Source organism: Hyphomonas sp. UBA3601 (assembly GCF_002375605.1).
GTDB lineage: Bacteria > Pseudomonadota > Alphaproteobacteria > Caulobacterales > Hyphomonadaceae > Hyphomonas.
This window is the reverse complement of record NZ_DFME01000024.1, coordinates 1-25,175: the sequence shown is the minus strand read 5'-3', so window position 1 is coordinate 25,175 and position 25,175 is coordinate 1. Positions and strand designations below refer to the sequence as shown.

Sequence of the window (25,175 nt, the reverse complement as noted above, 5' to 3'; positions counted from 1 at the left end):
AATCAACGCTCGCAATCTGGTGCAGGCGAGTCAACTTACAACCTGTCCAGAGACAGCGGACCAGATGCTATTCCTGGTCCAGATCGCGTCTCACGCGAGGATCTGCCAGCAAGCGGTCAATCGCGGTCGCCTCATCATAGGATTTGTCGGCAATGAAATGGAGCTGCGGCGTGAATTTCAGCTCGATTTCCCGGCCAAGTTTTCCTCTCAGGAAACTCGCCGCGCGGTTCAGGGCTTCCGCAAGTTTGGTACGCCCCTCTTCGCTGTCATTGCCCAGCGGTGATACAAAAATGTTTGCATGGCGCAGGTCGGGGGAGCAGCGCACTTCTCCGACTGTCACAATGACGCCGACAAGGTCCGGGTCGCGAAAGTCTTCTCGGGCAAGAATGTCCGAGATCGCATGACGCACAAGTTCGCCTGCGCGCAACTGGCGCTGGCTCGGAAGCCCCGGAGAGGATGATTTGCGTGCCATCAGACACCTGCTTTCTGTTTGAGGCGCTCCACGAAATTGCGGCGCGCCTGCTTGTCCTTGTTGAACCATTCGTCGGGAATGATCAGCGCATCTGCGCCTTGTATTTGTACCGATGTGAACCCGCGACTGGATTTGACGGCCGCAACGCTGGTCCAGTCAATTCGGGTTTCGATACCGCCTCGTCGGACTTTCAGATATTCGTCCATCACACTGATTTCGGTTTCCAGAGGCGAGGCTCCAAACACATCGACCGGAGACCGGTATGACCAGCGAATGAAAATGAGATACCAAGAAATCCCGGCAAACGCGGCGACAAGCGCCGACAGGAACCATTGCCAATATGGGCTGAGGCCGGCCATTTCGGTCGCGTTGCGCATCATGACCGACATGCTGGCCGATATGATGGGTGCCGTCACGCCCGCATAATATATTGCGGTCGGCCCGACTGCGCCTCGCCTTGAAAGACGGATCAGGCGCTTCTGGTCTTTTTCACCCAGAAGGCCGGAGATGTGGTCAGGCGCAATCATCCGTTCCTGGCTTATTCAAGCGACCTTGCGATTTCCTCAACCTGGAAGCACTCGATCTTGTCGCCGACACGCATGTCGTCGTAGCGCTCGAACGCCATACCGCACTCCATGCCGGAGCTGACCTCGGTCACTTCATCCTTGAAGCGCTTCAGTGTTTTCAGCTTGCCTTCATGGATGACAACATCATCCCGCAGCAGGCGAACTCCACAACCGCGAAGAACCTTGCCTTCGGACACACGGCAACCGGCAACCTTGCCGACTTTGGTGATGTTGAAGACTTCCAGAATTTCGGCATAGCCGATGAAGGTCTCGCGCTTCTCTGGGGCCAGCATGCCCGACAGCGTGGATTTCACATCGTCGATCAGGTCGTAGATCACCGAATAATAGCGGATCTCGACGCCTTCTTTCTCTGCGAGGTCACGCGCCTGCTTGTTTGCTCGCACATTGAACGCAAAGATCGGAGCTTCGGAGGACTGGGCGAGCAGAACATCGCTTTCGGAAATACCGCCGACCGCACCGTGAATGACCCGTGCACGGACTTCGTCGGTCGAAATCTTGTCCAGAGACTGGCTGATCGCTTCGACGGAACCCTGGACGTCACCTTTGACGACCACCGGCAGTTCCGACGTTTCGACAGACCCGTCCTTCAACTTGCTGAGCAGCTGATCGAGCGATGCCCGCGCGGCTGCGCCAGCCTTGCCGGAGACCTGACGCTTCTGGCGTACACGATACTCGGTGACTTCACGGGCACGCGCTTCGGTATCGACCACAACGAACTGGTCACCCGGATCTGGTGCGCCATCCAGGCCGAGCACTTCGACAGGAAGCGACGGACCGGCATCTTTCAATTGCTGGCCACGCTCGTCGACGAGCGCACGGACCTTGCCCCACTGAGCGCCGGCAACAACAATGTCGCCCCGCTTGAGCGTGCCGCGCTTGACCAGAACCGTCGCGACCGGGCCGCGACCCTTGTCGAGTTGGCTTTCGATCACGGTACCGTCCGCAGGACGGGCCGGATTGGCCTTCAATTCCAGAAGTTCAGCCTGGAGCGTGATGGCGTCCGTCAGTTCGTCCAGTCCGGCGCCGGTCAGCGCAGATACTTTCACGGCCTGGGTCGAACCACCCATGCTTTCAACCTGCACATCATGCTGAAGCAAATCGGTCAGCACCTTGTCGGCATTCGCATCCGGAAGGTCGCTCTTGTTGACGGCGACGATGATCGGAACGCCAGCAGCCTTCGCATGATTGATGGATTCAATCGTCTGCGGCATCACCGAGTCATCGGCTGCTACCACAAGAATTGCGATATCGGTTGCGGTCGCGCCGCGGGCACGCATCGCCGTGAAGGCTGCGTGGCCCGGCGTATCCAGGAAGGTGATCTTGTCACCGGATTTCAGCTTCACCTGATAGGCACCGATATGCTGCGTAATGCCGCCAGCTTCGCCTGCCACAACATCTGTCTTGCGCAAGGCATCCAGAAGCGACGTCTTGCCGTGATCGACATGGCCCATGATCGTCACGATCGGCGCGCGCGGCTTCAGGTCTTTCGCATCATCCTCGCCGCCTTCCAGGCCGATCTCGACATCGGCTTCAGACACGCGTTTCACGGTGTGGCCGAATTCCTCGGCGATCAGTTCAGCCGTATCGGCATCGATAATGTCGTTCCCGCGGAGCATTTCACCCTGCTGGATCATGAACTTCACAACGTCACCGACGCGTTCGTTCATGCGTTGGGCAAGGTCCTGCAACGTGATGGTCTCTGGTAGAGTGACCTCAACGGACATCTTTTCGCGCTGGTCATTACCGCCTGTACGGCGCTCACGTTCACGCTCCCGAGCGCGGCGCAGCGAGGCGAGCGAGCGTTGACGATCAGCGTCATCACCGAGCGCAGAAGAAATCGTCAACTTGCCACGGCGACGTTCGCCGCCACCACCGCCACCGCGCGAACCGCGGTTCTGTGAGTCGCGGCTGGCACGATCACGGTCATCACGACCGGACTTGCCGCGCTTGGCACGTGCCGGGCTGTCATCAACGGGTGGGGTCGCCGCTGGCGCGGCTGCATCCGTCTTCCCGCGAGCCTTGGGCGCGCGATCCGCACGTTCCTTCGCGGCGGCTTCCTCGACCTTGCGGGCTTCTTCCTCAGCCTTGCGGCGAGCTTCAGCCTCTTCGCGTTCTTTTACTTCCTGGATCTTCTTTTCCTGCTCCGAGCGCAAGCGATCCTGAGCAGCCTTTTGGGTCTGCTCTTCCTTGGCGCGGCTGGCCTCTTCCTGTTTGCGCTCATACAGCGCTTTCTGGCGGGCTTTCAGCTCATTGACCGTGATACCAAGCTTCTTGGCGGTCGCGACGAGGCGAGCTTCGAGGGAGTCTGAAGCCGCTTTCGAAGCATCACCACCTGGCGCAGCAGCCGAACCGCTCGGTCCTACAGACCGGCGCTTCTTGGTTTCAACAACCACCTGCTTGGAGCGGCCATGACTGAAGCTCTGCTTCACCGTGCCGGATGACTTCCGTGCAACAGTGAGCGGCTTGCGTCCGCCCGTATTACCACCAGTGTCTTTCGTATCGCTCATACGTTCTTCATACCACGTTTCTTACCGATCCGCGCCCATGCGCCTCGGCCTTGTTTTCCGCTACCGATCCTGATCCGGGAACCAGTCCAGTTCGGGCCTTGCTCGAAATCCGGCTAGCCGCTGATAAGCAAGCTCTGTCGCCTTCGCAATTGGACCCTTGCGGACGAGACCGTGTATCACACGCTCACGTCCAAAAGCCACGCCCAATTCCTCTGAACTGAGCGCACCGGCCATTTTCACGTTGCTATATAATGCTTTGGCGAGGAAATACACCTTTGAACGGCCATCTTCTGCACCATCAGCGGCTTCCAGAAGCAAGCCAGGCCGCTTCTTCTGCAACGCATCTCGCACCTGGTCAAAGCCAAGCACGATATCCCCTGCTTTCTTCCCCATGCCCAGCAGGCCGGTCAGCCTCTGCAACAGCAAAGTCTCTACAGTGCCAGAAAGTCCTTCCGGGACAATGACCTGTTGCTTGAAGCCGCGCGCAAAGGCGCCCTTCTTCACGGCCGTTTCCAACGTCTCACGGTCCGAATGGACCCAGACGCCACGGCCAGGCAACTTGCCTGAAATATCCGGGGTCACGACATTGTCTGGCGACAGCGCAAATCGCACCATCGCATCCTGCGGAAGCTTTTCCCGGGTTACGGCGCATTGCCGGACGGGGCCCTCCCCGTCCGCAACACGACCTTCAGTAGCGGTTACCCGCGCTTCACTCTTGCGGTGCGGCCTCTTCATCATCACCGCCCTCCGCTGCCAGGGCATCGAGATCAAACTCGAGCTCTTCAAGAGCTTCGTCCACCGCATCCGGTGATGGGTTGTTACCCAGTTCACCAAGTGCCAGGAGCGCACGCTCCTCCTCGGTAAGTTCAGGGGCTTCTTCTTCGGCTTTCTCGGCCAGCATCTGCTCAATGGCGTCCGGCTCGATCCACCCTGCGGCAACCCGTGCGCGCATGATGAACATCTGCGCGTCATCCTTGCGCATCTCGCCCTTCTTCAGAACACCTTCGACCCAGACCGGCTTGCCGTCAGGGCCGGGCTCACGCCAACCGGTGATGTCGTCCGGCACAAGACCCGCCACATCGTCCAGCGTCTGAACACCCTCTTCGCCGAGGCGGACCGCGAAGGAAGGCGTCATGCCTTCCAATTCCATCACAGGGTCCTCAACACCGAGTTCCTTGCGCTTGGCATCATTCTCAGCGGCAAGACGGTCAAGGAATTCCCGGGCGCGCTCCTGAAGCTCTTCCGCCACGTCAGCGTCAAAGCCCTCAATCGTGATGAAGTCTTCCGGCGCAACATAGGCGATCTCTTCGACCGTCTCGAAGCCTTCGGACGCCAGCAGCTGGGCCAGCGTTTCGTCGGCATCAAGCGCCTTCATGAAGAGGTCGGTACGCTCCTGGAACTCGCGCTGGTAACGCTCGGAATCGGCGCTCTCGGTCACGAGGTCGATCTGCCAGCCGGTGAGCTGGGAAGCGAGACGCACGTTCTGGCCCCGACGGCCAATGGCCAGCGGGAACTGATCATCAGCCACCACGACTTCAACGCGGCGCTCTTCTTCGTCCAGCACCACTTTCGACACTTCGGCCGGCTGCAGGGCGTTCACGATGAAGGTCGCATCGTCATAGTTCCAGGGAATGATGTCGATCTTCTCACCCGACAGTTCGCCGACCACAGCCTGCACACGCGCACCGCGCATACCGACACAGGCCCCGACCGGGTCGATGGAGGAATCATTGGAGATCACGCCGATCTTGGCGCGGCTGCCCGCATCGCGCGAGCAGGCCTTGATCTCGATCACGCCCTCATAAACTTCCGGCACTTCCTGAGCGAACAGCTTGACCATGAAGTCAGGCGCAGAGCGGGACAGGAAGATTTGCGGACCCTTGGTCTCGCGGCTCACCTTGTAGAGATAGGCGCGGACACGGTCATTGGTCTGGAAGTTCTCGCGCGGGATACCGTCATTGCGACGGATAATGCCTTCGGCGCGGCCGAGGTCCACGATGACATGGCCATATTCGACGCGCTTGACGACACCGGAGATGACTTCGCCGACACGGTCCTTGTACTCATTGTACTGGCGCTCGCGTTCGGCATCGCGAACCTTCTGCATGATGACCTGTTTGGCCGTCTGGGCAGCAACACGGCCGAAATCGAAAGGCGGAAGCTCTTCCTTCAGCTCGTCACCTGCCACCAGGTTCTCATCAATCTTCTTGGCCTCGGACAGGCGCAGTTCCTTGGACTCGTCCTCGAACTCCTCGTCCGCCACAACGGTCTGGATGCGCCACAGCGTCTGCTCGCCTGTCACAGAATCGATCTTCGCACGAATGTCGTGCTCCTGGCCGTATTTCGCTTTTGCGGCCTTCTCGATTGCTTCCTGCATGGCCTCGATGACAATCGACTGATCAATTGCCTTCTCTTCGGCGACCGCTTTCGCGATCTGCAGGATTTCCAGCCTGTTGGCTGAAACGCCGATGGTGTTCATGTGACGTCTCCCGTCTCTTCGTTTGTATCGGTGTCTTCGTCCGTCTCGTCGATCTCCAGATCGCCAAGGTCGTCTTCGTCTGGCTGCGGCGGCAGGGTGCCAGCCGCGCGCGCTGCATCAATCAATTCGTCGGTCAGGATCAGGCTGGCGCGGCTCATCTCATGGACATGGGCAACGAGTTCAGTCTCGTCGTCCAGCTCGATATGCGCGCCATCCTCGCCCTCGCCCCGGATCACACCGGAAAACCGCCGACGGCCATCAATCGGCCGGGACAGTTCAATCTTCGCCGCATGGCCAATCCAGCGCCCGAAATCCCCTTCCCGCGTCAGGGGACGGTCGATGCCAGGCGTGGACACTTCCAGCGTGTAGGCCTCGCTGATCGGGTCAGCCTCATCCATCAGGGGCGCGATTGCGCGCGACAAGCTGGCGCAATCCTCGACATTGGTTGGGGCGCCGCCGGCGCGCTCTGCCATGATCTGCAGCTGTGGGCGCCGCCCGCCCTGCACGCGCAGGCGAACGATTTCCATGCCAAGCGACTCGGCCACGGGCGTGACGAGCGCGAGAATCTGGCGTTCCTGTTCGGTCAGGGCAATCATCGGAGAAAGGGACTATTCCGGTAAAGAAAAGCGGCGGCCCCGTTGCCGGAACCGCCGCCGATATGTTTCGACTTGGGAGTGCATATACTCCCTGCAGTGCGGCCTGTCGAGAGATGGGGTGCGGTAAGCATGGAAAAACGGCGGTCCCGTTGCCGGAACCGCCGCCTTGAACCCAGAAAGGGTAATTCGTGCTTACAGAACCTTCAGGTCCACAGCCGAGGTCTTGCCACGGCGTTCGTCCTTGAAGAGTTCGTAAGATACTGCCTGGTCTTCAGCCAGCGTACGCAGGCCGGAGCGCTCAACGGCCGAAATGTGTACAAAAACGTCCGCGCCGCCCTCATCAGGTTTGATGAAGCCAAAGCCCTTCTGGTCGTTGAACCATTTCACTTTGCCAGTTGCCATTACTTGTAGTCCTTTACGTTAGATAGAAGCGTCCCGGTTCGGATTTGAACCAGATCCACTTATCGAAACGGGTAGGAAGAAAGTCATGGCCGCCGGTCTGACGGGGTCTTGAAGTTTCAGACCGACCGAATTCGATGGCAATATAAACGCATGGGTGCGACAATCGGTCAAGTGAATGTCTTGTGTCAGCTGCGAACGAAGTCCAGCCAAACCGGGGCGCAATCGCCCAATTTCTTGCGCTCATAGCGCGTTGTGAGGTGATCTTCTGGCGGACGCCGCCAATCATCGGCACAGTTCACCCCCCAGTCGAATCCTCCATGTTCCAGAAACCGGGCAAGCGCTTCGTCAGCATAGCTCTTGACGTCAGTCGCGAACCGGATCTGCGCGCCGGGACGACAGATACGATACAGTTCATCCAGAAATTCCGGCTGGATCAGGCGGCGCTTTTGCTGCCGCTTTTTCGGCCACGGATCCGGGAAAAGGATAAAGGCGCGCGCAATGCTCTGATCCTTCAGCGCCGCCATAACCGGCCGCGCATCGTCCATGACGAGCCGAACATTGCCGAGGTCATGATCCTTGATACCCGTCAGCGCCTTGGCCATGCCCTCCACGAAGGGCTCACAGCCGATGAACCCAACTTCCGGGTGCAATCCGGCCTGACCAACAAGATGCTCCCCGCCCCCGAAGCCTATCTCCAGCCAGATGTCGCGATCATCCCCGAACATGTCTGACGGATTCAACGTGCCCGGATCCGCCGACGGGACTTCCAGCTCAGGCAGGAGATTGTCGATCAGGTCCTGCTGGCGTGCGGATAGCGCCCGCCCACCCGTTCGGCCAAACGTGCGCAATGGGCGTGATTTCAAGGAAGGGGTATCGTCGGTCATCGCGGCGTCTGATGCCTCAGTGATCGAAGGGGATCAATCCTCGTCCTGCTGCTTTCCGTCAAACGCGGTTGCAGCGGCCTGAATGGTTCCAAGCAGGGATTTGCGCAGCGACTGGTCTTCGATCTTCTGGAAGGCGGCAATCAGGTCCAGGATTTCCGACGTCATCACAGGCGCATGGATCGCGTCGCCGTCTTCAGCGACATACGCGGCATCATGATCGAGAAAGGTCTCTGCCCCGTCAAAGAAGTAGGTGATGGGGACACCCATGGCGGTGGACATCTCAAACAGGCGCCCCGCGGATACACGGTTCACACCCTTTTCGTATTTCTGGACCTGTTGAAAGGTCAGGCCGAGCAGCTCTCCCAGCTTTTCCTGGGTCAGTTTCAGCTCCTTGCGCCGCCACCGGATGCGCTGGCCGACGACGCGATCAATACCGCTGGGTAGCTTGTTGTCGGCCATGTCCCCCCCTGTTTCTGTATGTCGCTTGTACTTTTTCTATCTTCGCCACGTAAGGAAGGCCAGTCCGACGAACAGGAACAGGGACAGCCAGAACAGGATTAGGCCAATCCGGGTCTGGAACAGGGTAACAGGCTCGGGCAATGGAAGTCGTCCACGGCCAAAGCTGGTATTCCACCCACTCGGGGCGTCTGCGACCGGCGCCGCACGCAGCACTTCCCTGCCCAAACCATCGACAATGGCCGACGCCCCCCGGCTGGCAACACGTGCCATGGGCAAGCCTGTCTCGATCGATCGATACCGGTTTTGCGCATAGTGCTGGGCCGGGCCCATGCCACCCCCAAACCAGGCATCGTTCGAAATCAGGACCAGCCAGTCCGCCCGCGCCCCCAAATTGGCGTTTCGCGGGATCGACGGATAGAGCCCCTCATAGCAGATCATCGCGACGAAAGGCGGAATGTCATCGGCATAGATGACTGCCGGGCCAAGGCCGGGCCGGAACCCGTCACTGGCCATGCGCTGTATTGCGCCCGGCAAGATGCCGGACATGGCCTGCCCGAACGGAATGATGCGCGTGGCCGGCAGCTCTCCAAAAGGCACCAGGCGATGTTTGTCGTACAGCGCCACAGGGCCGGAGCGGATCGCATTCTCATCGATCACGGTCAGGCTGTTATAATAATCGCGCATGTCCTTGCCGGTGATCTCGTACCGGGTTGTGCCAGCGATCAGCTTGCGGGGGCCAAGATACGCGCCCACAGCGTCGAGGGCGTTCGCATCCTGCAACAAGGTGGTCGGCAACGCCCCTTCCGGCCAGAGGACAATATCGCCCGCCTCCCCTTCCTGCGTCGACAGCATGCGCAAATATTCGATCAGGATCGGATCGGGACCGATCTCCCATTTCTCGCTCTGGGGTACACCCGAATCCATCAGCACGACAAACTGATCTGACTGGGCGGAGGGTTGGGCAATGCGTTGGGCGCCCCAGGTCCAGCCGAGCGCGATCAGGATCGCGGCGGCAAAGGACGGCGCCATACGCACCGCCAATTGGCGGGACTCTCGCGTGTCCACAAGCGCGGCCGGCGCCGACATGATGAACACCGTCAACAGCGTCAGCCAGTAGACCCCTCCAATCGACGCCGTCTGGGACAAGGCGCCGCCCGGAATCCAGGTCGTACCGGGCAAGTTCCACGGAAACCCGCCGAACAGATGACCGCGCACGAACTCGGCGAGTGCAAAGAATAGCGCGAAAATGAAAATGCGTGAGGGTGAGGAAGACCAGAATGCGCCCGCCATCGCGCCGAACACGCCCCAGATGATCGCCATCCCACCCGGCAACAGGATCAGCGGCATCCACAGGAAAATGGCGTGCTTTTCCGGCTCAACCAGGAAAGGTGCCGCCGTCCAATGCATGCTGATCAGGAAAAATCCGGCGCCAAAAGCCCAACTGCGCAGGAAGATTGCCTTGCCCCATTTACGGTGACTGCGGGCACCATCCAGCATCCAGATCAGACCGGTGAATGAAATCACCAAGACTACGCTGAAATGAAACGGCGCAAATGCAACCGCCGAAAAAGCGCCCAGCAACAAGCTGGTGATCACTGCCGGCCAGCCGGTCAGGCGGGCGAAGGCTTCATGCAGGGGCCCAAGCGCTGTGAACCCGTGGCTTCGCACCGGATGAGTCATGACTTACTCCTGATGTGCAGGGGCAGGCATTTCCGGGGTGCGAAGGCGAACGCGGCGAATACGCCGGGCGTCGGCTTCCATGATTTCGATCTCGACACCGGTCGGGTGCTCCAGCACTTCTCCGCGCACAGGGACTTTTCCGGCCAGCGCGAAGGCGACCCCGCCAAGCGTGTCGAAATCCGTGTCGTTGTCCTCAAGTGCGAGGTCAATGCCCGTTTCCTCTGCAAAGTCGTCAATCTCCGTGCGGGCGTCCGCCTCCCAGATTCTCTGGCTCCGGCGCACGAACATGGCTTCTTCATCATCGTGTTCGTCTTCGATGTCACCGACGATTTCTTCGACAAGGTCTTCCAGGCTGACCAACCCATCCGTACCGCCATACTCGTCCACGACCAACGCCAGATGAATACGGGTCGACTGCATTTTCACAAGCAAATCGGTCAACTTCATGGATGGCGGCACATAGAGCACTTCGCGGTGCAGCTTTTCCAGCGGCCGCTTCATGGGCTCCTCGCCCTTGGCCAGTTCGCTGACCACATCCTTCATGTGCACAAAGCCGATCGGATCATCGAGCGACTCCCTGAACACCGGCAGTCGTGAATGCGTGACCTCGGCGAAATATTTCAGAAGTTCCGGAAACTCGATCCCGACCTCTACGGCCTTGATCTCGGCGCGCGGGACCATGACGTCTTCCACACGCAAATCCTGGAATTCGGCAAGGCGCAGGCGCATCTCGTGCGGATTGTGCGGCGGCGTTTCCCCATTGGTGGCGGCGGACACCGGTTCCACAGGGGCTGGCTTCCGGCGGAAACCGAAAAAGCTACGTAATCGGCCGCTTGGCGGCGCGTCAGAAGGGTCAGGGTCGCTCATGGCCTCAGGTGATTCAGTTCATCAAATATGGATTATCAATGCCCAGCGATGCAAGCGCCTTTATTTCGAGGCCCTCCATCGTCTCGGCATCATGGGTGATTTCATGGTCGTGCCCCAACAAGTGGAGATAGCCATGAATTAGAAGATGGGTCAGGTGATCGGCAAGCGACTTGCCTTGCGCTCTGGCATCAGCCTCGGCGACGCCAAAGGCCACTGCAATATCGCCCAGCAGGGGCCGGTCCATCGGATCGGCCGGGAATGAGAGCACATCCGTCGGCTTGTCCTTGGCCCGAAACTGCAGGTTCAGCGCCTGTAGCGCGTCGTTATCAGCCAATAGCAGGGACACGACACCCTTCGCTGGCTCAACAGTCGCGCCAGCCTTGAACGCCGTCTGGCACACAGCTTCCAGATCAGGAATTGCCGACCAGCGATCCTCTTCGATGATAAGATCAAGTTCGATCATGCGCGCGGCGATCAACCCTCTCCGTGGGCGGCGTAGGCATCAATGATGCGGCTGACCAGCCCGTGACGGACAACATCCGCCGCGGTAAGCGTGTGGACATTGACGCCTTCGACATCAGACAGGATTTGCAAGGCGTGCTTGAGGCCCGATGGCTGGCTGCCCGGCAAATCCACCTGGCCCGGATCGCCCGTAATCACCATGCGGCTGTCACGGCCCAGCCGCGTCAGCACCATCTTCATCTGCGGCACGGTTGTGTTCTGCGCTTCATCCACGATGACGAAGGCATTCTTCAGCGTACGTCCACGCATGAAGGCGAGCGGCGCAACTTCAATCTCGCCGCGCGCCATGCGGCGCTCCATCTGTTCCTGTCCCATCAACTCGCGCAGCGAGTCCCAGATCGGCAGCATGTAGGGATCAACTTTTTCTTCCAGCGTCCCCGGCAGGAAGCCGAGCTTCTCACCGGCCTCGACAGCGGGCCGCGTCACGATCAGGCGCTGGCGCGTACCGGACAGAAGTTCGGATACCCCCGCCGCGACCGCGAGAAAGGTCTTGCCGGTTCCGGCCGGACCGACCCCGAAGATCATCGCATTGTCAGGATTGGCCAACAGGTCGATATAGCGGGACTGGCCGCGCGTTTGCGGGGTGATCGGCTTCTTCAGCGAGCGGAAGGTTCCAAAGGTCTGCGACGGCGTCTGCGCAGCTTCCACAGCGCCATCAACGTCCATATCGGAAATTTCCGCGCCCGTGCGCAATCGACGCTCGAGTTCTGCAAGCACCGCCTCGGCAATCGACACGCCCTCGGCCTTGCCGACAAGCAGGATGCCCCCGCCCTGACTTTCCGCCTTCAGGCCATAGTCGGCCAGACGTGTTTCCAAAAGCTGGAGGTGGCGGTGATGCGGGCCACAGATGTCCCGCAGCCATTCCGCATTGCGGACTTCGAAGATACGGCTGACAGGGGCTTCAGGCGAAGCGGACGGACGACGTTTCACGCTCAAAGCGCCACCTCATGTTCGCGCACAAGATCGCCGGTGAGCGAACTCATCGTTGCGCCACTCACTTTCACATCGACAATCTGACCTGTCAGCTCTTCCGGTCCCTGGAAATGAACGGATTGCATCCACGGAGACCGCCCATGCGCCTGCCCTTCAAGGCGTCCACGCCCTGTGACAAGTACGGGCACGGTCTGACCGATCTTGGACTCGTTGAACTCGGTCTGCTGGTCACGGAGCAGTTTCTGCAAGGCTTGCAGGCGCACATCCTTCACGTCTTCCGGCACCTGACCGTACATCTCTGCCGCCGGCGTGCCTGGCCGCTGGGAATACTTGAATGAATAGGCCACCGCATAATTCACATCGCGCACCAGCTGCATGGTCGCCTCGAAGTCCTCGTCGCTCTCTCCGGGAAAGCCGACAATGAAATCTGATGCTATGGCGATATCTGGCTGGGCCGCGCGCACTTTGCGAATGATCTCCCTATACGCGTCTGCCGTATGGCTACGGTTCATGGCCTTCAGGATACGGTCAGCCCCCGACTGAACGGGCAAATGCAGGAAGGGTTGCATCTGGGGCGTGTCGCCATGTGCTGCGATCAGGTCGTCTTCCATGTCGCGCGGATGACTCGTCGTATAGCGGATACGTTCAATGCCGCCGATCTTCGCAATGTGGCGACAGAGCTGGCCCAGCGTCCAGTCGTCTCCCCCTTCGACGGCCGGCGCAGCGCCATGGAATGCATTCACATTCTGGCCCAGCAAGGTGATCTCCCGCACGCCTTGCGCAGCCAGGTTCCGCGCCTCCATCACGATGTCGTCCACAGAGCGGGAAAGCTCAGCGCCACGCGTATAGGGCACGACACAGAAAGTGCAGAACTTGTCGCAACCTTCCTGCACCGAGAGGAAGGCGGTCGGGCCATCCGCCTCACGGACTTTGGGCAGCGCGTCGAACTTTTCGAGCGTGTCGAATTCGGTTTCCAGCCGGTCACCCACAGCGCGGCTGGCGCGTGCAATCATCTCCGGCAGCTTGTGATAGGCCTGCGGTCCCAGCACGAGGTCGACCAGCGGCTGGCGGCGCATGATCTCTTCGCCTTCGGCCTGCGCAACACAGCCAGCCACGGCGATTGTCATGTTGCGACCGGTCTTGCGCTTCATGCGCTTCAACTGGCCGAGTTCGGAATAGACTTTTTCGGTGGCCTTTTCACGAATATGGCACGTGTTCAGCACAACGAGGTCTGCCGCTTCCGGCGTATCAACCGGCGCATAGCCGAGCGGACGCAATACGTCCCGCATGCGCTCGGAATCATAGACATTCATCTGGCACCCATAGGTCTTGATGAAGAGACCCTTGGTGTTCTGTTTCGCCGCTGGTGTGGTCATGCGCGGGCTTATGCCTGAAAATGACTGTCGCTGCCAGAACCTTGTGCGCCTCGCCTGCAGCCGCAGCAAACGCGTCCCGATCCTGCGACAAAAGCTTCACAGCGCCGGAAAGCTAGCTAGGGTGCGGCCAAGCAATCAAAGGAGCCGGGGAGGCCCATGGATATCATTAAGCTTATCGAGAACGTCTCAGGATTCATCTGGGGAGGAACCTGGGGAGATACTGTCGTCATTCCGGGCCAGATCGGCCCGCTTGCCGTTGTCCTCCTGGGCACTGGCCTGTTCATGATGGTTCGACTGGGCGCGCGCCCGATTCTCCGGTTCGTGCCGGCGGTGGTCGAAGTCTGGCGAGGCCGCAAGGCACAAGGCGAAGACGGCGCCATCACACCCTGGCAGGCGCTCTCCACAGCCCTGTCCGGTCAGGTCGGCACGGGGAACCTCGCCGGTGTGGCCACGGCCATTACATTGGGCGGTCCCGGCGCGATCTTCTGGATGTGGGTGGTTGCCCTGTTCGGCATGGCGCTGGCCTTCTCGGAAAGCTCGCTGGCCATCAAGTATCGTGAGACCGACGAATATGGCCGCATCAATGGCGGTCCGATGTATTATATCAAGAACGGCCTCGGCAAAGGCTGGGGCTGGCTCGCCGTCATTTTCTGTCTCGGCACGCTGTTCTCCGCCATGGCAACCGGCTCGATGATCCAAGCCAATTCCATCACCGAAGCTGCGCTGGAAACCGGCTCCCATATGGGCGTCAGCATTCCGAACTGGAGCGTGGGCATTATCCTGTCTGTCCTGGTCTTCGCGGTCATTATCGGCGGCATCAAATCCATTGGCTCGTTCGCCGGCAAGGTCGTGCCGGTCATGGCTGGCCTCTATGTGCTGGTCGCCTTCATCGTGCTTGTGATCAATGCGGACAAGGTGCCGGGCGCCTTCATGCAGATCATCGGCACAGCGTTTGGCTGGAAAGAAGCTGCTGGCGGCGCGGCTGGCTACGGCGTCATGCAGGCGGTCCGTTACGGTATCGCCCGAGGCCTGTTCTCGAACGAAGCCGGTCAGGGTTCCGCCCCGATCGCCCATGCTGCCGCTCAGACCAAGAACCCGGTCATGCAGGGCGAAATCGCCATGATTGGCGTGTTTATCGACACGATCATCATCTGCACCATGACTGCGCTGGTCATCCTGACAGTTCAGGGAGACTTCAAGAAGAGCCCTGCCCTGATGGCGGCCAATGCCTGTTTTGATGCAGGCATTGAAATGCCGGTGAACCCGGGCGCGACTGACGGTGCCAAATACGGTGTGGGGGACCTGTTCCCTTCTGCTTACGAAGATGGCCGCGAAGCGAAGATCGCCGCAGTGGGACCGACAGCCCAGTCCTACCTCCTGGCCTGCCAGGCATCTGGTCAGGTTGAAGTCAATCAGCACGCGCTCGACGCGTCTGGCAATCCGGAAGTTCTGATGGATGTGGACCATGCCTGGGAAACAGATGCGAACTCGGCTGCCGTCACCACGCGCGCCTATGCCGCCGCTATTCCGGTGGTGGGCCCGTGGATCGTGCCAGTCGCACTGTTCTTCTTCGCCTTCACCACCATCATTGGCTGGTCATACTATGGCGAGCAGGCCGTGACGTATCTGATCGGCGAATGGGCGACACACCCGTTCCGCTATATTTGGGTCGTGGTCGTATTCCTCGGCTCGGTTGCCGCGGCTGACTGGCTCTGGCTGCTGGGGGACATCGCAAATGCCTCAATGGCGTTCCCGAACCTGATCGCCATCCTTGCCCTGTCAGGCGTCGTCGCCGCCATGCACAAATCGAATGGCGATCCGGACAAGGGTCATCCTGTGCATGACTACCGAGAGGAGGAGCGCCATCCTGAAAAGGAATAGGCGCTGACCCTACCGAAATGAAAAGCCCCGCCCGGTTCAGACCAGGCGGGGCTTTTTCTGTCCGGGTGTATTTGGACGCAAAGCCCATATATGCGGGCACTTTATGGACAGTTTATGGGCTGGTTTATGGACCAGCGCTTCGGGACGGGGCCTACCAGGCGCCGATATTCTCTGCGCTCGCCCACGGCTCTTTCGGTGACAGCGGCTCGCCCTTTTGCAGCAATTCGACCGAGATGCCGTCTGGCGATCGAATAAATGCCATTCGGCCATCGCGCGGCGGCCGGTTGATGGTCACGCCAATTTTCTGCAGCCGTTCAACCGCGCCATAAATGTCGTCGACCATATACGCCAGATGGCCGAAATTGCGGCCACCTGCATAGTCTTCGGGGTCCCAATTATAGGTCAGCTCCACCATCGGAATGTCGGTCTGGGTCGGGCTGACGCCGTCCGGCATGCCGCCCATACGCTCGACATCTTCCGGCGTGGCCAGAAAAACGAGCGTGAACCGCCCCGCTTCGCTGTCCATCCGGCTGACCTCTGTCAGGCCCAGGCCATCGCAGAAAAATTTCAGCGACGCGTCAATGTCACTGACGCGCACCATTGTGTGTAGATATTGAATGCTCATGACTGGCCTCCATTAAGGTCCCGAATGACATGTTTGAAACTAGGCGGCATCAGCGCGTAGTACCGCCGCATAGCGATGGCCAGCAGGCCGATCGATGCCAGCATGAAGGCGATGAAAACCGAAAATGTGTGAATCAGCGTCCCTGTTTCGAAAACAGGTGACTGGCCGCTCAGCCGCCAGATCATCCGCCAAACCTGATTGAAGCCGGCCACGAAAGGTGCCAGCAGAACAAAAACGATCGCAGCGCAGACGAAGAAATAGGTCGCCGCGCGCGGGCCTTCACTGCGTAGATAGAGATCCGTGAACTCGGCATCGCTGACATCTTCCGGCACTTCTCCGGCTGCCTTGCGCACCGCCAGAACTTCCGGCGCGAAGTCCCGCGTCTGCTTCCAGCGCCAGGCAAGGTGAGCCCCCCAGGCGACAAGGCCAGCGAGTATGATCAGGAAAAGTATCATGGGCGGTGCGGAATCCAGCTTGGGCGGCGTGGGCCGACTGCCCACCGCCTGGTTCAGGCTGCGCAGGCGCGTTCGAGGGTCAGCATGGCACGCTTGCGCGCCACACCCCAATGATAATTATGGAGCCGGCCGTCCGCCGCAAGGGCACGGTGACAGGGAATGAACCAACTGATCGGATTTGCGCCCACTGCCGCACCGACAGCGCGGGCCGCCTTCGGATTGCCGCTGGCCTTCGCCAAGGCCCCATAGGTTGACACCGCACCGACAGGAATTTCCAGCAAGGCCCGCCAGATCTGGCGGCGAAACGGCGTACCATAAAGCGCAACCGGGAGCGGCTCACCGGATTCAAACACCCGGCGCGCCAGAGTCTCGGCCTCGTGATCATCCCGGCGAATGCTGGCATCCGGATACCGCGCCGCAAGATCGGCAAAGGCCTGCTCTTCATTGCGTCCCTGGTGCTCAAAGCCGGTGCGTTCCGGGGCGTTCTCATCAACAAACCCCAGCGCCACCAGGCCCCGCGATGACATGAGCCAGGCTCCTTCCCCGAATGGAGTCGGCGCCCGTCCAAGGACCAGATCGGCTCCCTTGCCGCCTGCCTTGGCTTCACCGGGAGAGAGGCCTTCATGCGCGATGAACAAATCATGCAGGCGCCCCGGTCCTGACAAGCCTGCCTCCAGAGTAGCGTCCAAAACACTTGCGCCCTCTCTCAACAGATCACCTGCCGCAGCGTGGGCAAGTGCGGACTGGTATTGTTTCGGGCTGATGCCGGCCCAACGGGTGAATTCGCGCTGGAAATGGCTGGGCGACAGGCCTACGGCCTTTGCTGCAGTCGAAAGATCCGGCCATTCCTGCCAAGTGTCCCCCAGATAGGACAGGGCATTGGCCATGCGCTCATAGGCGACAACGCGTTCATCAAGAGGCGAAACTAGATTGGTCATGTAAGAATAATGCCGCGCCGCGGAGCCTGTCGCCACCCGTTTCTTGCGGCTTGTCAGACCAATTGAGGCTTTCCAGCGCCTGAAAAGCCCGGCAAGAATAGGGACCAATAAAAAGAAGGCTGGGAGAAATAGAATGGCAGATGCGCGCAGTATTATCCTGCATGAATATCCCACGTCACCCTATGCAGAGAAAATCCGCCTCGCGCTGCGCCTGAAGAATCTCGCCTATAGCCGGGTCGAAATTCCAGTCATCATGCCTCGGCCAGACCTGATGCCGCTGACGGGGGGCTATCGCCGGACACCCGTCCTTCAGATCGGCGCCGACATTTTTTGCGATACCGCCATCATCCTGCGGGAGCTCGAAGCCCGCTTCCCCATGCCGGCACTCAAATTGCCCGGTCATGAGGGCCTCGCCCAAATGGTCGCCGGCTGGACCGATGGCCGCTGGTTCCAAAGCTCGGTCGCGGTCATCTTTGGTGAGCGAGGCGACAGCGTACCGGATGCGTTCCGGAAGGACCGCGAAGCCTTGTCGGGTCGTCCCTTCGACACCAATGCAATGAAAGCTGTTGCCCCCATGATGCGCGACCAATGGCGGGCCCGACTCATGCTGCTGGAAGAGCGCCTGCAGGGCGGCAAGGGCGCTGGGTCCGGCATCTATCTCGTCGGCATGAAACCGGGCCTTGTGGACATTCACGCCTACATGAATGTCTGGTTCATGTATGAAAATCTGCCCGACTTCGTCGAAAAATGTTTCGAGACAGCGGACCTGACCAAGGCCTGGTTCGAGCGGCTGAAGGAGTTTGAAGGGCAAACCCCGGACACGATCAGCTCTGCAGAAGCCCTCGAGATCGGCCTGAATGCGGCGCCGCGTCTCGTGGCGGCGACCACCCGCAACGAACCGCAACAATTTGCTCCGGGCGAAAACGTCGCCGTTGCGCCCGATGATTATGGCCAGGTCTGGGTGAAAGGGGAACTCGTCCACGCCGACTCCCAGCGCGTCATTCTCCAACGCACTTCACCAGAGGCGGAAACAGTGCATGTGCATTTCCCACGCGCGGGCTTCCTAGTCCGGCGTGTCTAGCCTGCCTTGCATGCCGGGCGCGCGCCGCTAGTCTCGCCGGCATCAGCAATTCGGACGGAGACGGCCATGGACCGGCGACTTTGCCTTATCACGGGCGCATCAGCGGGAATTGGGGCTGAGTTTGCCCGCCAGTACGCCGCGTTGGGCTGGGATGTTGCGCTCACCGCACGCCGCGAAGATCGGCTAACCAACCTCGCCGCAGAGCTGGAAGAGAAGTTTGGCGTTCACGCGATTTGTATCGCGCAGGACCTCGCGCGCGCCAATTCCGCGGACAAGATCATCTCCGCGCTGTCCGAGCAGGGCCGCCATGTCGACGCGCTGGTCAACAATGCGGGCTATGGCCTGCCGGGCACCTTCTTCAATACGAGTTGGAAGTCACAGGCAGAGTTCATTCGCGTGCTTTACACCGCTCCGATCGAGCTTGCACACAAAGTGCTGCCAGGCATGGCAGATCGCGGCTATGGCAGGATCATCAATGTCGCCTCCCTTGCGGGCTACGCCGCCGGCAGCAATGGGCACACGCTTTATGCCAGCGTAAAGTCGGGCCTCATCAAATTCTCCGAAAGCCTGAATGCCGAGTGCGACGCGTTTGAAGGGGCGGACATTCACTGCACGGCACTCTGTCCCGGCTTTACCTATAGTGAATTCCATGACGTGAACGGCACGCGCGAGCAGATGAACAAGATGAGCAAGCGAATGTGGATGGAGGCTGCGCCTGTCGTGAAAGCCGGCATTGATGCGGTCAATCGCGGCCAACCGGTTGTGGTGCCGGGGCTCGTCAACAAAAGTCTTGCCACGCTGACTCGCATCATGCCGGAACCCATCGGTCGGGCCATCATGCGGCGCCAGAGCCGGACGATCCGGCGTCAGGATTAGTCGGAAGAAGCTGAAAACTCATCGCGAATGCGATCAGCCGTCGGCGTGGTGTCCGATTTGCGCCAATCCTTCGCGCCACGCTGACGCAGGATTTCGACTTTGCCGGACCGCTTGGCCTCTCCGGAATCGGACCTGTCGCTATCGCGGGAAATTGTCACGATTGGCCCCTCGAAAAAGGCTGACCAGTATTTGGACAGTACGTCCCGACGGCCCTCAAGGGAGCGCAGCTGCCGGCGCTCTTTCCAGGATGTCAGCTTGATGCCTTCTGTCTTGATGCGCTTGTCCATACCCGCCACTTGCAAGCAGCCGGCATACCGGCGCGGGGCGCCTCCGGTCAGGTCAAACTGAATCTCGCCAAAACCCTCGGCTTGTCGGCCCGAATTCGATGGCAAGGTTTCGCGGAACTTGAAGTCCAGTCTGGGCCAGCTGATTTGGTGGAATTCTGCATGCAGGCCGCTCTCAATCTCGCCCATGCGAGTCAGGGTCGAGGAGGTCACAAGGATGCCGGGGTATGCGGGCTTCATTGAAACGATTGCCAGGCGTGGACCATTTGGGCCACCGCGTTCAGCCTGAATCCAACTGCCTTCCACGAAAGCACGGCCGAGGACCCATCGACGCAGCACCCCCATCTTTAGAACACCCGGAAGGAGGACACCCGACAGAACAGACCAGATCACGAGCAGCATCACACCCGAGCCTATCAGTCCGGCCCACTGTGCGACTTGGCTGGAACCGGCGGCGTCAACAATGGTCTGGCGCACAACCGGGCCAAATGCCACGACACTCGCCAGCACCGCGCTGGACGCCAGGAAGCCCGAGACAATGCGGAAACGTTCATAAGGGTTCATATGTGAGGCGGCTCCGTTAGGAAGTGGCGGCAGAAAGGGCCATTTAGAAAGCCGGAACCGAAGTTTCGGTTAACGCAAGGATACCCGGTGTGATCCTTCAATTTTACATGACATCGAACCGAGACGTTTTGTTGCAGCGCACAAAATATATATGACTTGCCGCCACCTGCGCCCTATACTCAACGAAAATAAAGTCCAGTGGAGGAAATTCGAATGGATGGTGCTGTTGAGGGTCCGGCCCTGAACTCTGCGATAATTCCAAACCTTGTTGCTGTCATCAAGGATGCGAGCGCAGCCGTCGACGCCTATGTAGACGTTGCACGTGGCAAATGCCGCGAAGCGCTGACCAAGGCGGATGGCCGTCCTGACCGGGCTGCACTCGAACGCCAGCAACATATGGCCCACGGCCTGTCTTGGCTGGGCACATATGCTGAAACGCTACGCCAGACAGCCGAATGGGCCGCGCGTCTGGAGCAAGAGGGCAAATTCAGCACGACCGAAGCGCTCCTGACACAAATTCTCTTTAGCGAATACTGCGCTCAACTGATTGGTGGAGTACCCATGAATCAGGGCGAAGTGATCCGCCCTCACGAATTGGGCATCGTTGCGGAAGCTGATGCCCTGTTCGCGACGCCGGTCGTCCAGCAGCTGATTATTGATGGAAAAACCCCTGCTGTGATGGCTGCTGCGGCTGAATGCCTACCTGACGCCCTAAGCCGGAACACGGTTGAAGAAACCGGTCTGGACGAAACCATGTCGATGGTTCGCGAACAATTTTCCAAATACGCGTCCGACAAGATCAAACCCCATGCCCATGAGTGGCACTTGAACAATGAGTACATTCCGATGGAGGTCGTCAATGAAATGGCCGAGCTTGGTGTGTTTGGCCTGACCATCCCTGAAGAGTTTGGCGGGTTTGGCATGGGCAAGATTGCCATGTGCGTAGTCTCAGAGGAACTGTCTCGGGGATACATCGGCACCGGCTCTCTCGGCACCCGGTCAGAGATCGCGGCGGAGCTGATCCTGATTGGCGGAACGGACGACCAGAAGACCCATTGGTTGCCGCAAATAGCCAGCGGAGAAATCCTGCCAACGGCCGTCTTCACTGAACCGAATACCGGCTCTGACCTTGGCTCGCTGCGGACACGCGCCGTGAAGTCCGACGACGGCTCTCATTACAGTGTCACAGGCAACAAGACATGGATCACGCATCCCGTGCGAGCCGATCTGATGACACTGCTGGCCCGGACTGATCCCGCCACAAACAATTTCTCTGGTCTCTCCATGCTGCTTGCGGAGAAGCCGCGCGGAACAGACGACGCCCCCTTCCCTGCTGACGGCATGACCGGCGGCGAGATCGAAGTCCTCGGCTATCGCGGGATGAAGGAATACGAAATCGGATTCGATGATTTCAAGGTGAAGTCCGAGAACCTGCTTGGCGGTGTCGAAGGCCAAGGCTTCAAGCACCTGATGGCGACCTTTGAAAGCGCTCGCATCCAGACTGCGGCCCGCGCCATTGGCGTTGCGCAAAATGCGTTTGAAACCGGTCTTCAATATGCGCTGGATCGCAACCAGTTTGGCAAACAGATCTTTGACTTCCCGCGCGTTTCAAACAAGCTTGTCATGATGGCCGCAGAACTGGTGGGTGTTCGCCAGCTGACATATTTCTCGGCGCGCCAGAAGGATGGCGGAAAGCGCTGCGACCTTGAAGCCGGCATGGCGAAACTGCTTGCCGCACGGATCGCCTGGGCTGCAGCTGACAACGCCCTGCAGATTCATGGCGGAAACGGATTTGCGCTGGAATACCCAATCAGCCGCATCTTGCAAGATGCTCGTATTCTGAACATTTTCGAAGGCGCTGGCGAGGTTCAGGCCATGGTTATTGCCCGTCGCCTGATCGAAAGCGGAAACTAAAAGGAATCCGTAGGGTGCCCCGCACCCTACGGCGCTTCTCGTTCGTACACCCGGACCCAGTCGACCAGGAAACGATCAGGTAAGCGTTTGTTATCCGGCACGTTGGACCACCATTTGTGGGCCACTGTCGACTGCGTGCTTATCTCGCCGGATAGCTTCACCCATAAGGGCACTTTCGACACGCCGCCCGCAGCGCTTTGCCAGACCTGCTCTCCGTCCACGAACCATGTATATTCGGTTTCAGTCCATTCCAGCGCGAAGACGTGCCACCCACTCCGAATTCCCGGGTGGAACTCGCGCTTGTTCTTGGTCTTGTGGCGTTTTCCGTACCCATCCCAGTGAAGCGCATAGCTGATCTTGTCAGTCCAGCCAAAGGCTTCAACGATGTCGATCTCGGTTCCGTCCTCTCCCGATCCATCCACTCGGTGGACCTCATCCGCGAACAGCCAGAAGGCAAGCCACCAACCCGGATCCTGTGGCAATTTTATGCGGGCTTCATACCTGCCGAACGTCGTTTCGAATTTGCCTTCGGTGGAAACCATGCCGGATGCGTAGTCATACGGATCGTCATCCTCTTCAGGATTGCGATTCGGGATTTGCGTCGCGCTGATTTCGAGTTGGCCCCATCCTGTCAGACTGACATTATCCTTGAGCCACCAGCCATCCGGGCCGTCAGGATTTTTCTTGCGATTATACTCCTGCGATATCCATTTTTCAGGATCAGGCTTTCCGTGTCCGTTGAATTCGTCCCGGAAAACCAGCGACCACCCCGAATTGGGCTGGTCCAGCGCCGAGTATGAATTGGTCGCAGTTGAGCACGACGCCAACATTACGATGGCCGCAACGATTGGAAACGACTTCAAACGAAATCTCACTGAATTTTACCTTCGAGGGGGTCAATGTCCGCAGGTTCATGCTGTATGATGACCTTTGCGCCCAGGGCATCCGCACGCGCCTCAAATGCCTCCATTGACGACACGGTCATGGCCTCATCGGAGTTGAACCGGGGAACGCGCTTCAGCTCGCGGCTTTCAGCGCGATGGTAGAGGTCCCCGGTCAACAGGACCGGGCCGGTTTCCGGCATCATCAATTGCAGGGATGTATGGCCCGGCGTGTGTCCGGGCGTCTCGAAAATCACAACGCTCCCATCACCAAAAACATCAAGTTCGTCTTCGAAGACTTTCTGCTCCATGGGGGCGAACAATGAAAACAGCGCCTGCTGCTCCTGGGCAATTTCGGCCCCTTCCCCGAACATGGCGTCGAGTTCTTTCTGGCTCACCAGCCAAGTCGAGCCCGCGACCTGATCGGCCTGGCCGATATGATCGAAGTGGCTGTGAGAGATGGACACGTAGTCGACATCGTCTGGGGACATCCCCCTATCTGCCAATTGTTCGGTAATTGTCTGCTCGAGCGAAACCGTGAAGATCTGCTGCGTTTGGGGGCCCGCAATAGCCAGCACTCCTGGCAAACCAAGATCCCAGAGCAAGTTGCCATCAGGATGCCTCACGAGGAAACAGGAATCGGTGAACGTGTCAGTCTCACCGGCATAGTCGCCGGCAGACGAAAACGCGTCGAGGTCAGACACTTCAATCGTTCCGCAATCCAGCACATCGACTTCCAGCGCCGCTTCCTGCTGTGTTTCGGGTGGCGATTCTAATGTTGCCTCGGTAGATGCAGGCGATTCTGACCCGCATGCGCTCGCGAGTGCCAGTGCGGATACTGCCGCAGTTATAGTGATAAGACGCATGCCAGAGGCCCCCTTCTGTCTTCCAGCAAATTCAATCTCAAGTATCAGTTGTTGGCAACAGACAGACTGCGTCCATCTGGAGACAAAATCCTGTAGAAACAGCTGGGTCGCCCTGTATGGCAGGCACCGCCTGTCTGGTTGACCTTCAGCAGGATAGCATCCTGATCGCAATCAATACGGATCTCGATGACGTCCTGAACATGCCCGGACGTTTCACCTTTGACCCATAGCGCTCCGCGCGAACGGGACCAGTAGGTTGCCCGCCCGGTCTCGATCGTCGCCGCAAGCGCGTCGGCATTCATCCAGGCGAGCATCAGCACTTCGCCAGTTCCGGCATCCTGCGCGATGGCGGCAACCAGGCCGTCCGCATTGAATTTCGGGCGCAGCTCAAGCGTCTCGTCCTGCGCACTGCCGGAAAGGGGATCGGGATAATCGGTCATGAGGGCGGCTTAATCGAAATGACGCCGGTGAGCCAGTCAAGATTCGCCCTAAATGACGCCCTGCGCGCGCAGCGCCGCCTGCTGGTCCGCGCTGAATCCAAGGCCTGCAAGGATGCTTTCTGTGTGCTCACTCAGGCTTGGAGACGTTTCTTCCACCCCGCCGGGCGTATCGGACAGTTTAGGAAAGACGCCCTGCATCGGTACGTCGCCCAGAACCGGATGGGCCACGCGGATGATGGCATTGCGCGCCGCAATATGTGCATCTTCCAGCATCTCCTTGGCGCGGTTCACCGGCCCACAGGGAATGCCATTCTCTTCGCAAGTTGCCAGCACATCTGCCATTGTGCGCTGTTTCGTCCAGTTCGAGATCATTTCATCCAGTTCCAACTGGTTCTCGCCGCGTGCATCATGTGTTGCGTAGCGTGCATCGTCAGACCATTTCGTTCCGCACATGGCCGAGAGGCGGCGGAACAGGGAGTCCTGATTGGCGCCGATGATGACCATGCCATCGCTGCATGGATAGACGCCCGACGGCGCAATCCGCGGCAGGATCGGTCCGCTGCGCTCGCGCGTATGCCCCATCAGGGCGTATTCGGGGATCAGGCT

Annotated in this window: 26 protein-coding genes; 4 read left to right on the top strand and 22 right to left on the bottom strand. The window is 59.4% G+C overall.

The genetic code is table 11. From position 1 onward, the window contains the following. Positions 1 to 67 precede the first annotated feature (67 nt). From rbfA to miaB, 14 genes are all read right to left on the bottom strand, one after another. On the bottom strand, positions 68 to 472 hold the full coding sequence (gene rbfA, locus B4F73_RS02380) for a 30S ribosome-binding factor RbfA (protein ID WP_206991872.1): 405 nt from the start codon (positions 470 to 472) through the stop codon (positions 68 to 70). Continuing rightward, positions 472 to 999: a YcxB family protein gene (locus B4F73_RS02375; protein WP_206991871.1), complete on the bottom strand. Its 528-nt coding sequence runs from the start codon at positions 997 to 999 to the stop codon at positions 472 to 474. The genes rbfA and B4F73_RS02375 overlap by 1 nt, the downstream gene beginning before the upstream one ends. A gap of 11 nt (positions 1,000 to 1,010) precedes the next feature. After that, the gene (gene infB / locus B4F73_RS02370; RefSeq protein WP_290480370.1) at positions 1,011 to 3,566 is read right to left on the bottom strand and encodes a translation initiation factor IF-2; all 2,556 of its coding nucleotides are present in this window, start codon (positions 3,564 to 3,566) and stop codon (positions 1,011 to 1,013) included. A 60-nt stretch (positions 3,567 to 3,626) separates the two neighbouring features. Continuing rightward, complete coding sequence (locus tag B4F73_RS02365) at positions 3,627 to 4,304, bottom strand: RNA-binding protein (RefSeq protein WP_242517437.1); 678 nt, start codon at positions 4,302 to 4,304, stop codon at positions 3,627 to 3,629. After that, complete coding sequence (gene nusA, locus B4F73_RS02360; protein WP_206991869.1) at positions 4,276 to 6,045, bottom strand: transcription termination factor NusA; 1,770 nt, start codon at positions 6,043 to 6,045, stop codon at positions 4,276 to 4,278. Before nusA ends, B4F73_RS02365 begins: the two co-directional genes overlap by 29 nt. Beyond that, positions 6,042 to 6,641, bottom strand: a complete 600-nt coding sequence (gene rimP, locus B4F73_RS02355) for a ribosome maturation factor RimP (RefSeq protein ID WP_290480369.1) — start codon at positions 6,639 to 6,641, stop codon at positions 6,042 to 6,044. The genes nusA and rimP overlap by 4 nt, the downstream gene beginning before the upstream one ends. Before the next feature lie 192 nt (positions 6,642 to 6,833). Beyond that, complete coding sequence (locus B4F73_RS02350) at positions 6,834 to 7,043, bottom strand: cold-shock protein (RefSeq protein ID WP_034817395.1); 210 nt, start codon at positions 7,041 to 7,043, stop codon at positions 6,834 to 6,836. 185 nt (positions 7,044 to 7,228) lie between these two features. Further along, on the bottom strand, positions 7,229 to 7,927 hold the full coding sequence (gene trmB, locus B4F73_RS02345; protein WP_206991867.1) for a tRNA (guanosine(46)-N7)-methyltransferase TrmB: 699 nt from the start codon (positions 7,925 to 7,927) through the stop codon (positions 7,229 to 7,231). Positions 7,928 to 7,960: 33 nt separating this feature from the next. After that, positions 7,961 to 8,386, bottom strand: a complete 426-nt coding sequence (locus B4F73_RS02340; protein WP_206991866.1) for a helix-turn-helix domain-containing protein — start codon at positions 8,384 to 8,386, stop codon at positions 7,961 to 7,963. 36 nt (positions 8,387 to 8,422) lie between these two features. Then, complete coding sequence (gene lnt, locus B4F73_RS02335) at positions 8,423 to 10,066, bottom strand: apolipoprotein N-acyltransferase (protein ID WP_034817388.1); 1,644 nt, start codon at positions 10,064 to 10,066, stop codon at positions 8,423 to 8,425. A 3-nt stretch (positions 10,067 to 10,069) separates the two neighbouring features. Beyond that, the gene (locus tag B4F73_RS02330; RefSeq protein WP_290480862.1) at positions 10,070 to 10,852 is read right to left on the bottom strand and encodes a transporter associated domain-containing protein; all 783 of its coding nucleotides are present in this window, start codon (positions 10,850 to 10,852) and stop codon (positions 10,070 to 10,072) included. A 94-nt stretch (positions 10,853 to 10,946) separates the two neighbouring features. Then, positions 10,947 to 11,396 (bottom strand): rRNA maturation RNase YbeY, encoded by a 450-nt coding sequence (gene ybeY / locus B4F73_RS02325; RefSeq protein WP_034817476.1) that lies wholly within the window; start codon positions 11,394 to 11,396, stop codon positions 10,947 to 10,949. An 11-nt stretch (positions 11,397 to 11,407) separates the two neighbouring features. Then, positions 11,408 to 12,385, bottom strand: a complete 978-nt coding sequence (locus B4F73_RS02320; protein WP_084333532.1) for a PhoH family protein — start codon at positions 12,383 to 12,385, stop codon at positions 11,408 to 11,410. Between the two features lie 2 nt (positions 12,386 to 12,387). Further along, the gene (gene miaB / locus B4F73_RS02315; RefSeq protein ID WP_290482419.1) at positions 12,388 to 13,764 is read right to left on the bottom strand and encodes a tRNA (N6-isopentenyl adenosine(37)-C2)-methylthiotransferase MiaB; all 1,377 of its coding nucleotides are present in this window, start codon (positions 13,762 to 13,764) and stop codon (positions 12,388 to 12,390) included. Positions 13,765 to 13,920: 156 nt separating this feature from the next. On the opposite strand from miaB, the gene B4F73_RS02310 reads away from it, so the two are divergent. After that, a complete protein-coding gene (locus tag B4F73_RS02310; RefSeq protein ID WP_290482418.1) occupies positions 13,921 to 15,645 on the top strand; it encodes an alanine/glycine:cation symporter family protein in 1,725 nt (574 codons plus the stop codon). A gap of 151 nt (positions 15,646 to 15,796) precedes the next feature. Here the strand turns inward: B4F73_RS02310 and B4F73_RS02305 are convergent, their stop codons facing one another. From B4F73_RS02305 to B4F73_RS02295, 3 genes are read right to left on the bottom strand one after another with little or no spacing between them, the layout of a single operon-like run. Further along, positions 15,797 to 16,270, bottom strand: a complete 474-nt coding sequence (locus tag B4F73_RS02305; protein WP_290480364.1) for a VOC family protein — start codon at positions 16,268 to 16,270, stop codon at positions 15,797 to 15,799. Next, positions 16,267 to 16,725: a hypothetical protein gene (locus B4F73_RS02300; protein ID WP_034817378.1), complete on the bottom strand. Its 459-nt coding sequence runs from the start codon at positions 16,723 to 16,725 to the stop codon at positions 16,267 to 16,269. Before B4F73_RS02300 ends, B4F73_RS02305 begins: the two co-directional genes overlap by 4 nt. 53 nt (positions 16,726 to 16,778) lie before the next feature. Continuing rightward, positions 16,779 to 17,663 carry a bifunctional helix-turn-helix domain-containing protein/methylated-DNA--[protein]-cysteine S-methyltransferase gene (locus B4F73_RS02295; protein ID WP_206991860.1) on the bottom strand — a complete coding sequence of 295 codons (885 nt, stop codon included), beginning with the start codon at positions 17,661 to 17,663 and terminating at the stop codon, positions 16,779 to 16,781. A gap of 133 nt (positions 17,664 to 17,796) precedes the next feature. Here B4F73_RS02295 and B4F73_RS02290 point away from each other — a divergent pair, with 133 nt between their 5' ends. Further along, a complete protein-coding gene (locus tag B4F73_RS02290; RefSeq protein WP_206991859.1) occupies positions 17,797 to 18,744 on the top strand; it encodes a glutathione S-transferase family protein in 948 nt (315 codons plus the stop codon). Positions 18,745 to 18,810: 66 nt separating this feature from the next. Next, positions 18,811 to 19,620, top strand: coding sequence for an SDR family NAD(P)-dependent oxidoreductase (locus B4F73_RS02285; RefSeq protein WP_290480362.1), 810 nt, complete (start codon positions 18,811 to 18,813; stop codon positions 19,618 to 19,620). On the opposite strand, the gene B4F73_RS02280 is transcribed toward B4F73_RS02285, so the two are convergent. Next, a complete protein-coding gene (locus B4F73_RS02280; RefSeq protein WP_290482417.1) occupies positions 19,617 to 20,468 on the bottom strand; it encodes a hypothetical protein in 852 nt (283 codons plus the stop codon). The genes B4F73_RS02285 and B4F73_RS02280 overlap by 4 nt on opposite strands. 213 nt (positions 20,469 to 20,681) lie before the next feature. Between B4F73_RS02280 and B4F73_RS02275 the strand changes: the two genes are divergently transcribed. Next, the gene (locus tag B4F73_RS02275) at positions 20,682 to 22,382 is read left to right on the top strand and encodes an acyl-CoA dehydrogenase family protein (protein WP_290480360.1); all 1,701 of its coding nucleotides are present in this window, start codon (positions 20,682 to 20,684) and stop codon (positions 22,380 to 22,382) included. A gap of 26 nt (positions 22,383 to 22,408) precedes the next feature. On the opposite strand, the gene B4F73_RS02270 is transcribed toward B4F73_RS02275, so the two are convergent. The 4 genes from B4F73_RS02270 to B4F73_RS02255 all read right to left on the bottom strand — a co-directional run. Next, positions 22,409 to 23,245: a glycoside hydrolase family 16 protein gene (locus B4F73_RS02270; protein WP_206991855.1), complete on the bottom strand. Its 837-nt coding sequence runs from the start codon at positions 23,243 to 23,245 to the stop codon at positions 22,409 to 22,411. A gap of 8 nt (positions 23,246 to 23,253) precedes the next feature. Beyond that, a complete protein-coding gene (locus B4F73_RS02265) occupies positions 23,254 to 24,129 on the bottom strand; it encodes an N-acyl homoserine lactonase family protein (RefSeq protein WP_290482416.1) in 876 nt (291 codons plus the stop codon). Between the two features lie 44 nt (positions 24,130 to 24,173). After that, positions 24,174 to 24,569, bottom strand: a complete 396-nt coding sequence (hisI, locus tag B4F73_RS02260) for a phosphoribosyl-AMP cyclohydrolase (protein ID WP_206991853.1) — start codon at positions 24,567 to 24,569, stop codon at positions 24,174 to 24,176. A 48-nt stretch (positions 24,570 to 24,617) separates the two neighbouring features. Continuing rightward, positions 24,618 to 25,175, bottom strand: a 558-nt coding sequence (locus B4F73_RS02255; protein ID WP_290482415.1) for a CoA transferase, incomplete at its 5' end; no start/stop codon positions are given.

Coding starts and splice junctions, on each gene's coding strand:
- B4F73_RS02340 (WP_206991866.1), bottom strand. CDS start 8,386: ATGGCCGACAACAAGCTACCCAGCGGTATTGATCGCGTCGTCGGCCAG.
- B4F73_RS02365 (WP_242517437.1), bottom strand. CDS start 4,304: ATGATGAAGAGGCCGCACCGCAAGAGTGAAGCGCGGGTAACCGCTACT.
- B4F73_RS02265 (WP_290482416.1), bottom strand. CDS start 24,129: ATGCGTCTTATCACTATAACTGCGGCAGTATCCGCACTGGCACTCGCG.
- B4F73_RS02300 (WP_034817378.1), bottom strand. CDS start 16,725: ATGATACTTTTCCTGATCATACTCGCTGGCCTTGTCGCCTGGGGGGCT.
- B4F73_RS02285 (WP_290480362.1), top strand. CDS start 18,811: ATGGACCGGCGACTTTGCCTTATCACGGGCGCATCAGCGGGAATTGGG.
- B4F73_RS02375 (WP_206991871.1), bottom strand. CDS start 999: ATGATTGCGCCTGACCACATCTCCGGCCTTCTGGGTGAAAAAGACCAG.
- rimP (WP_290480369.1), bottom strand. CDS start 6,641: ATGATTGCCCTGACCGAACAGGAACGCCAGATTCTCGCGCTCGTCACG.
- rbfA (WP_206991872.1), bottom strand. CDS start 472: ATGGCACGCAAATCATCCTCTCCGGGGCTTCCGAGCCAGCGCCAGTTG.
- B4F73_RS02350 (WP_034817395.1), bottom strand. CDS start 7,043: ATGGCAACTGGCAAAGTGAAATGGTTCAACGACCAGAAGGGCTTTGGC.
- B4F73_RS02295 (WP_206991860.1), bottom strand. CDS start 17,663: ATGACCAATCTAGTTTCGCCTCTTGATGAACGCGTTGTCGCCTATGAG.
- B4F73_RS02275 (WP_290480360.1), top strand. CDS start 20,682: ATGGATGGTGCTGTTGAGGGTCCGGCCCTGAACTCTGCGATAATTCCA.
- B4F73_RS02305 (WP_290480364.1), bottom strand. CDS start 16,270: ATGAGCATTCAATATCTACACACAATGGTGCGCGTCAGTGACATTGAC.
- hisI (WP_206991853.1), bottom strand. CDS start 24,569: ATGACCGATTATCCCGATCCCCTTTCCGGCAGTGCGCAGGACGAGACG.
- ybeY (WP_034817476.1), bottom strand. CDS start 11,396: ATGATCGAACTTGATCTTATCATCGAAGAGGATCGCTGGTCGGCAATT.
- trmB (WP_206991867.1), bottom strand. CDS start 7,927: ATGACCGACGATACCCCTTCCTTGAAATCACGCCCATTGCGCACGTTT.
- nusA (WP_206991869.1), bottom strand. CDS start 6,045: ATGAACACCATCGGCGTTTCAGCCAACAGGCTGGAAATCCTGCAGATC.
- infB (WP_290480370.1), bottom strand. CDS start 3,566: ATGAGCGATACGAAAGACACTGGTGGTAATACGGGCGGACGCAAGCCG.
- B4F73_RS02310 (WP_290482418.1), top strand. CDS start 13,921: ATGGATATCATTAAGCTTATCGAGAACGTCTCAGGATTCATCTGGGGA.
- B4F73_RS02290 (WP_206991859.1), top strand. CDS start 17,797: ATGGCAGATGCGCGCAGTATTATCCTGCATGAATATCCCACGTCACCC.
- B4F73_RS02280 (WP_290482417.1), bottom strand. CDS start 20,468: ATGAACCCTTATGAACGTTTCCGCATTGTCTCGGGCTTCCTGGCGTCC.
- miaB (WP_290482419.1), bottom strand. CDS start 13,764: ATGACCACACCAGCGGCGAAACAGAACACCAAGGGTCTCTTCATCAAG.
- lnt (WP_034817388.1), bottom strand. CDS start 10,066: ATGACTCATCCGGTGCGAAGCCACGGGTTCACAGCGCTTGGGCCCCTG.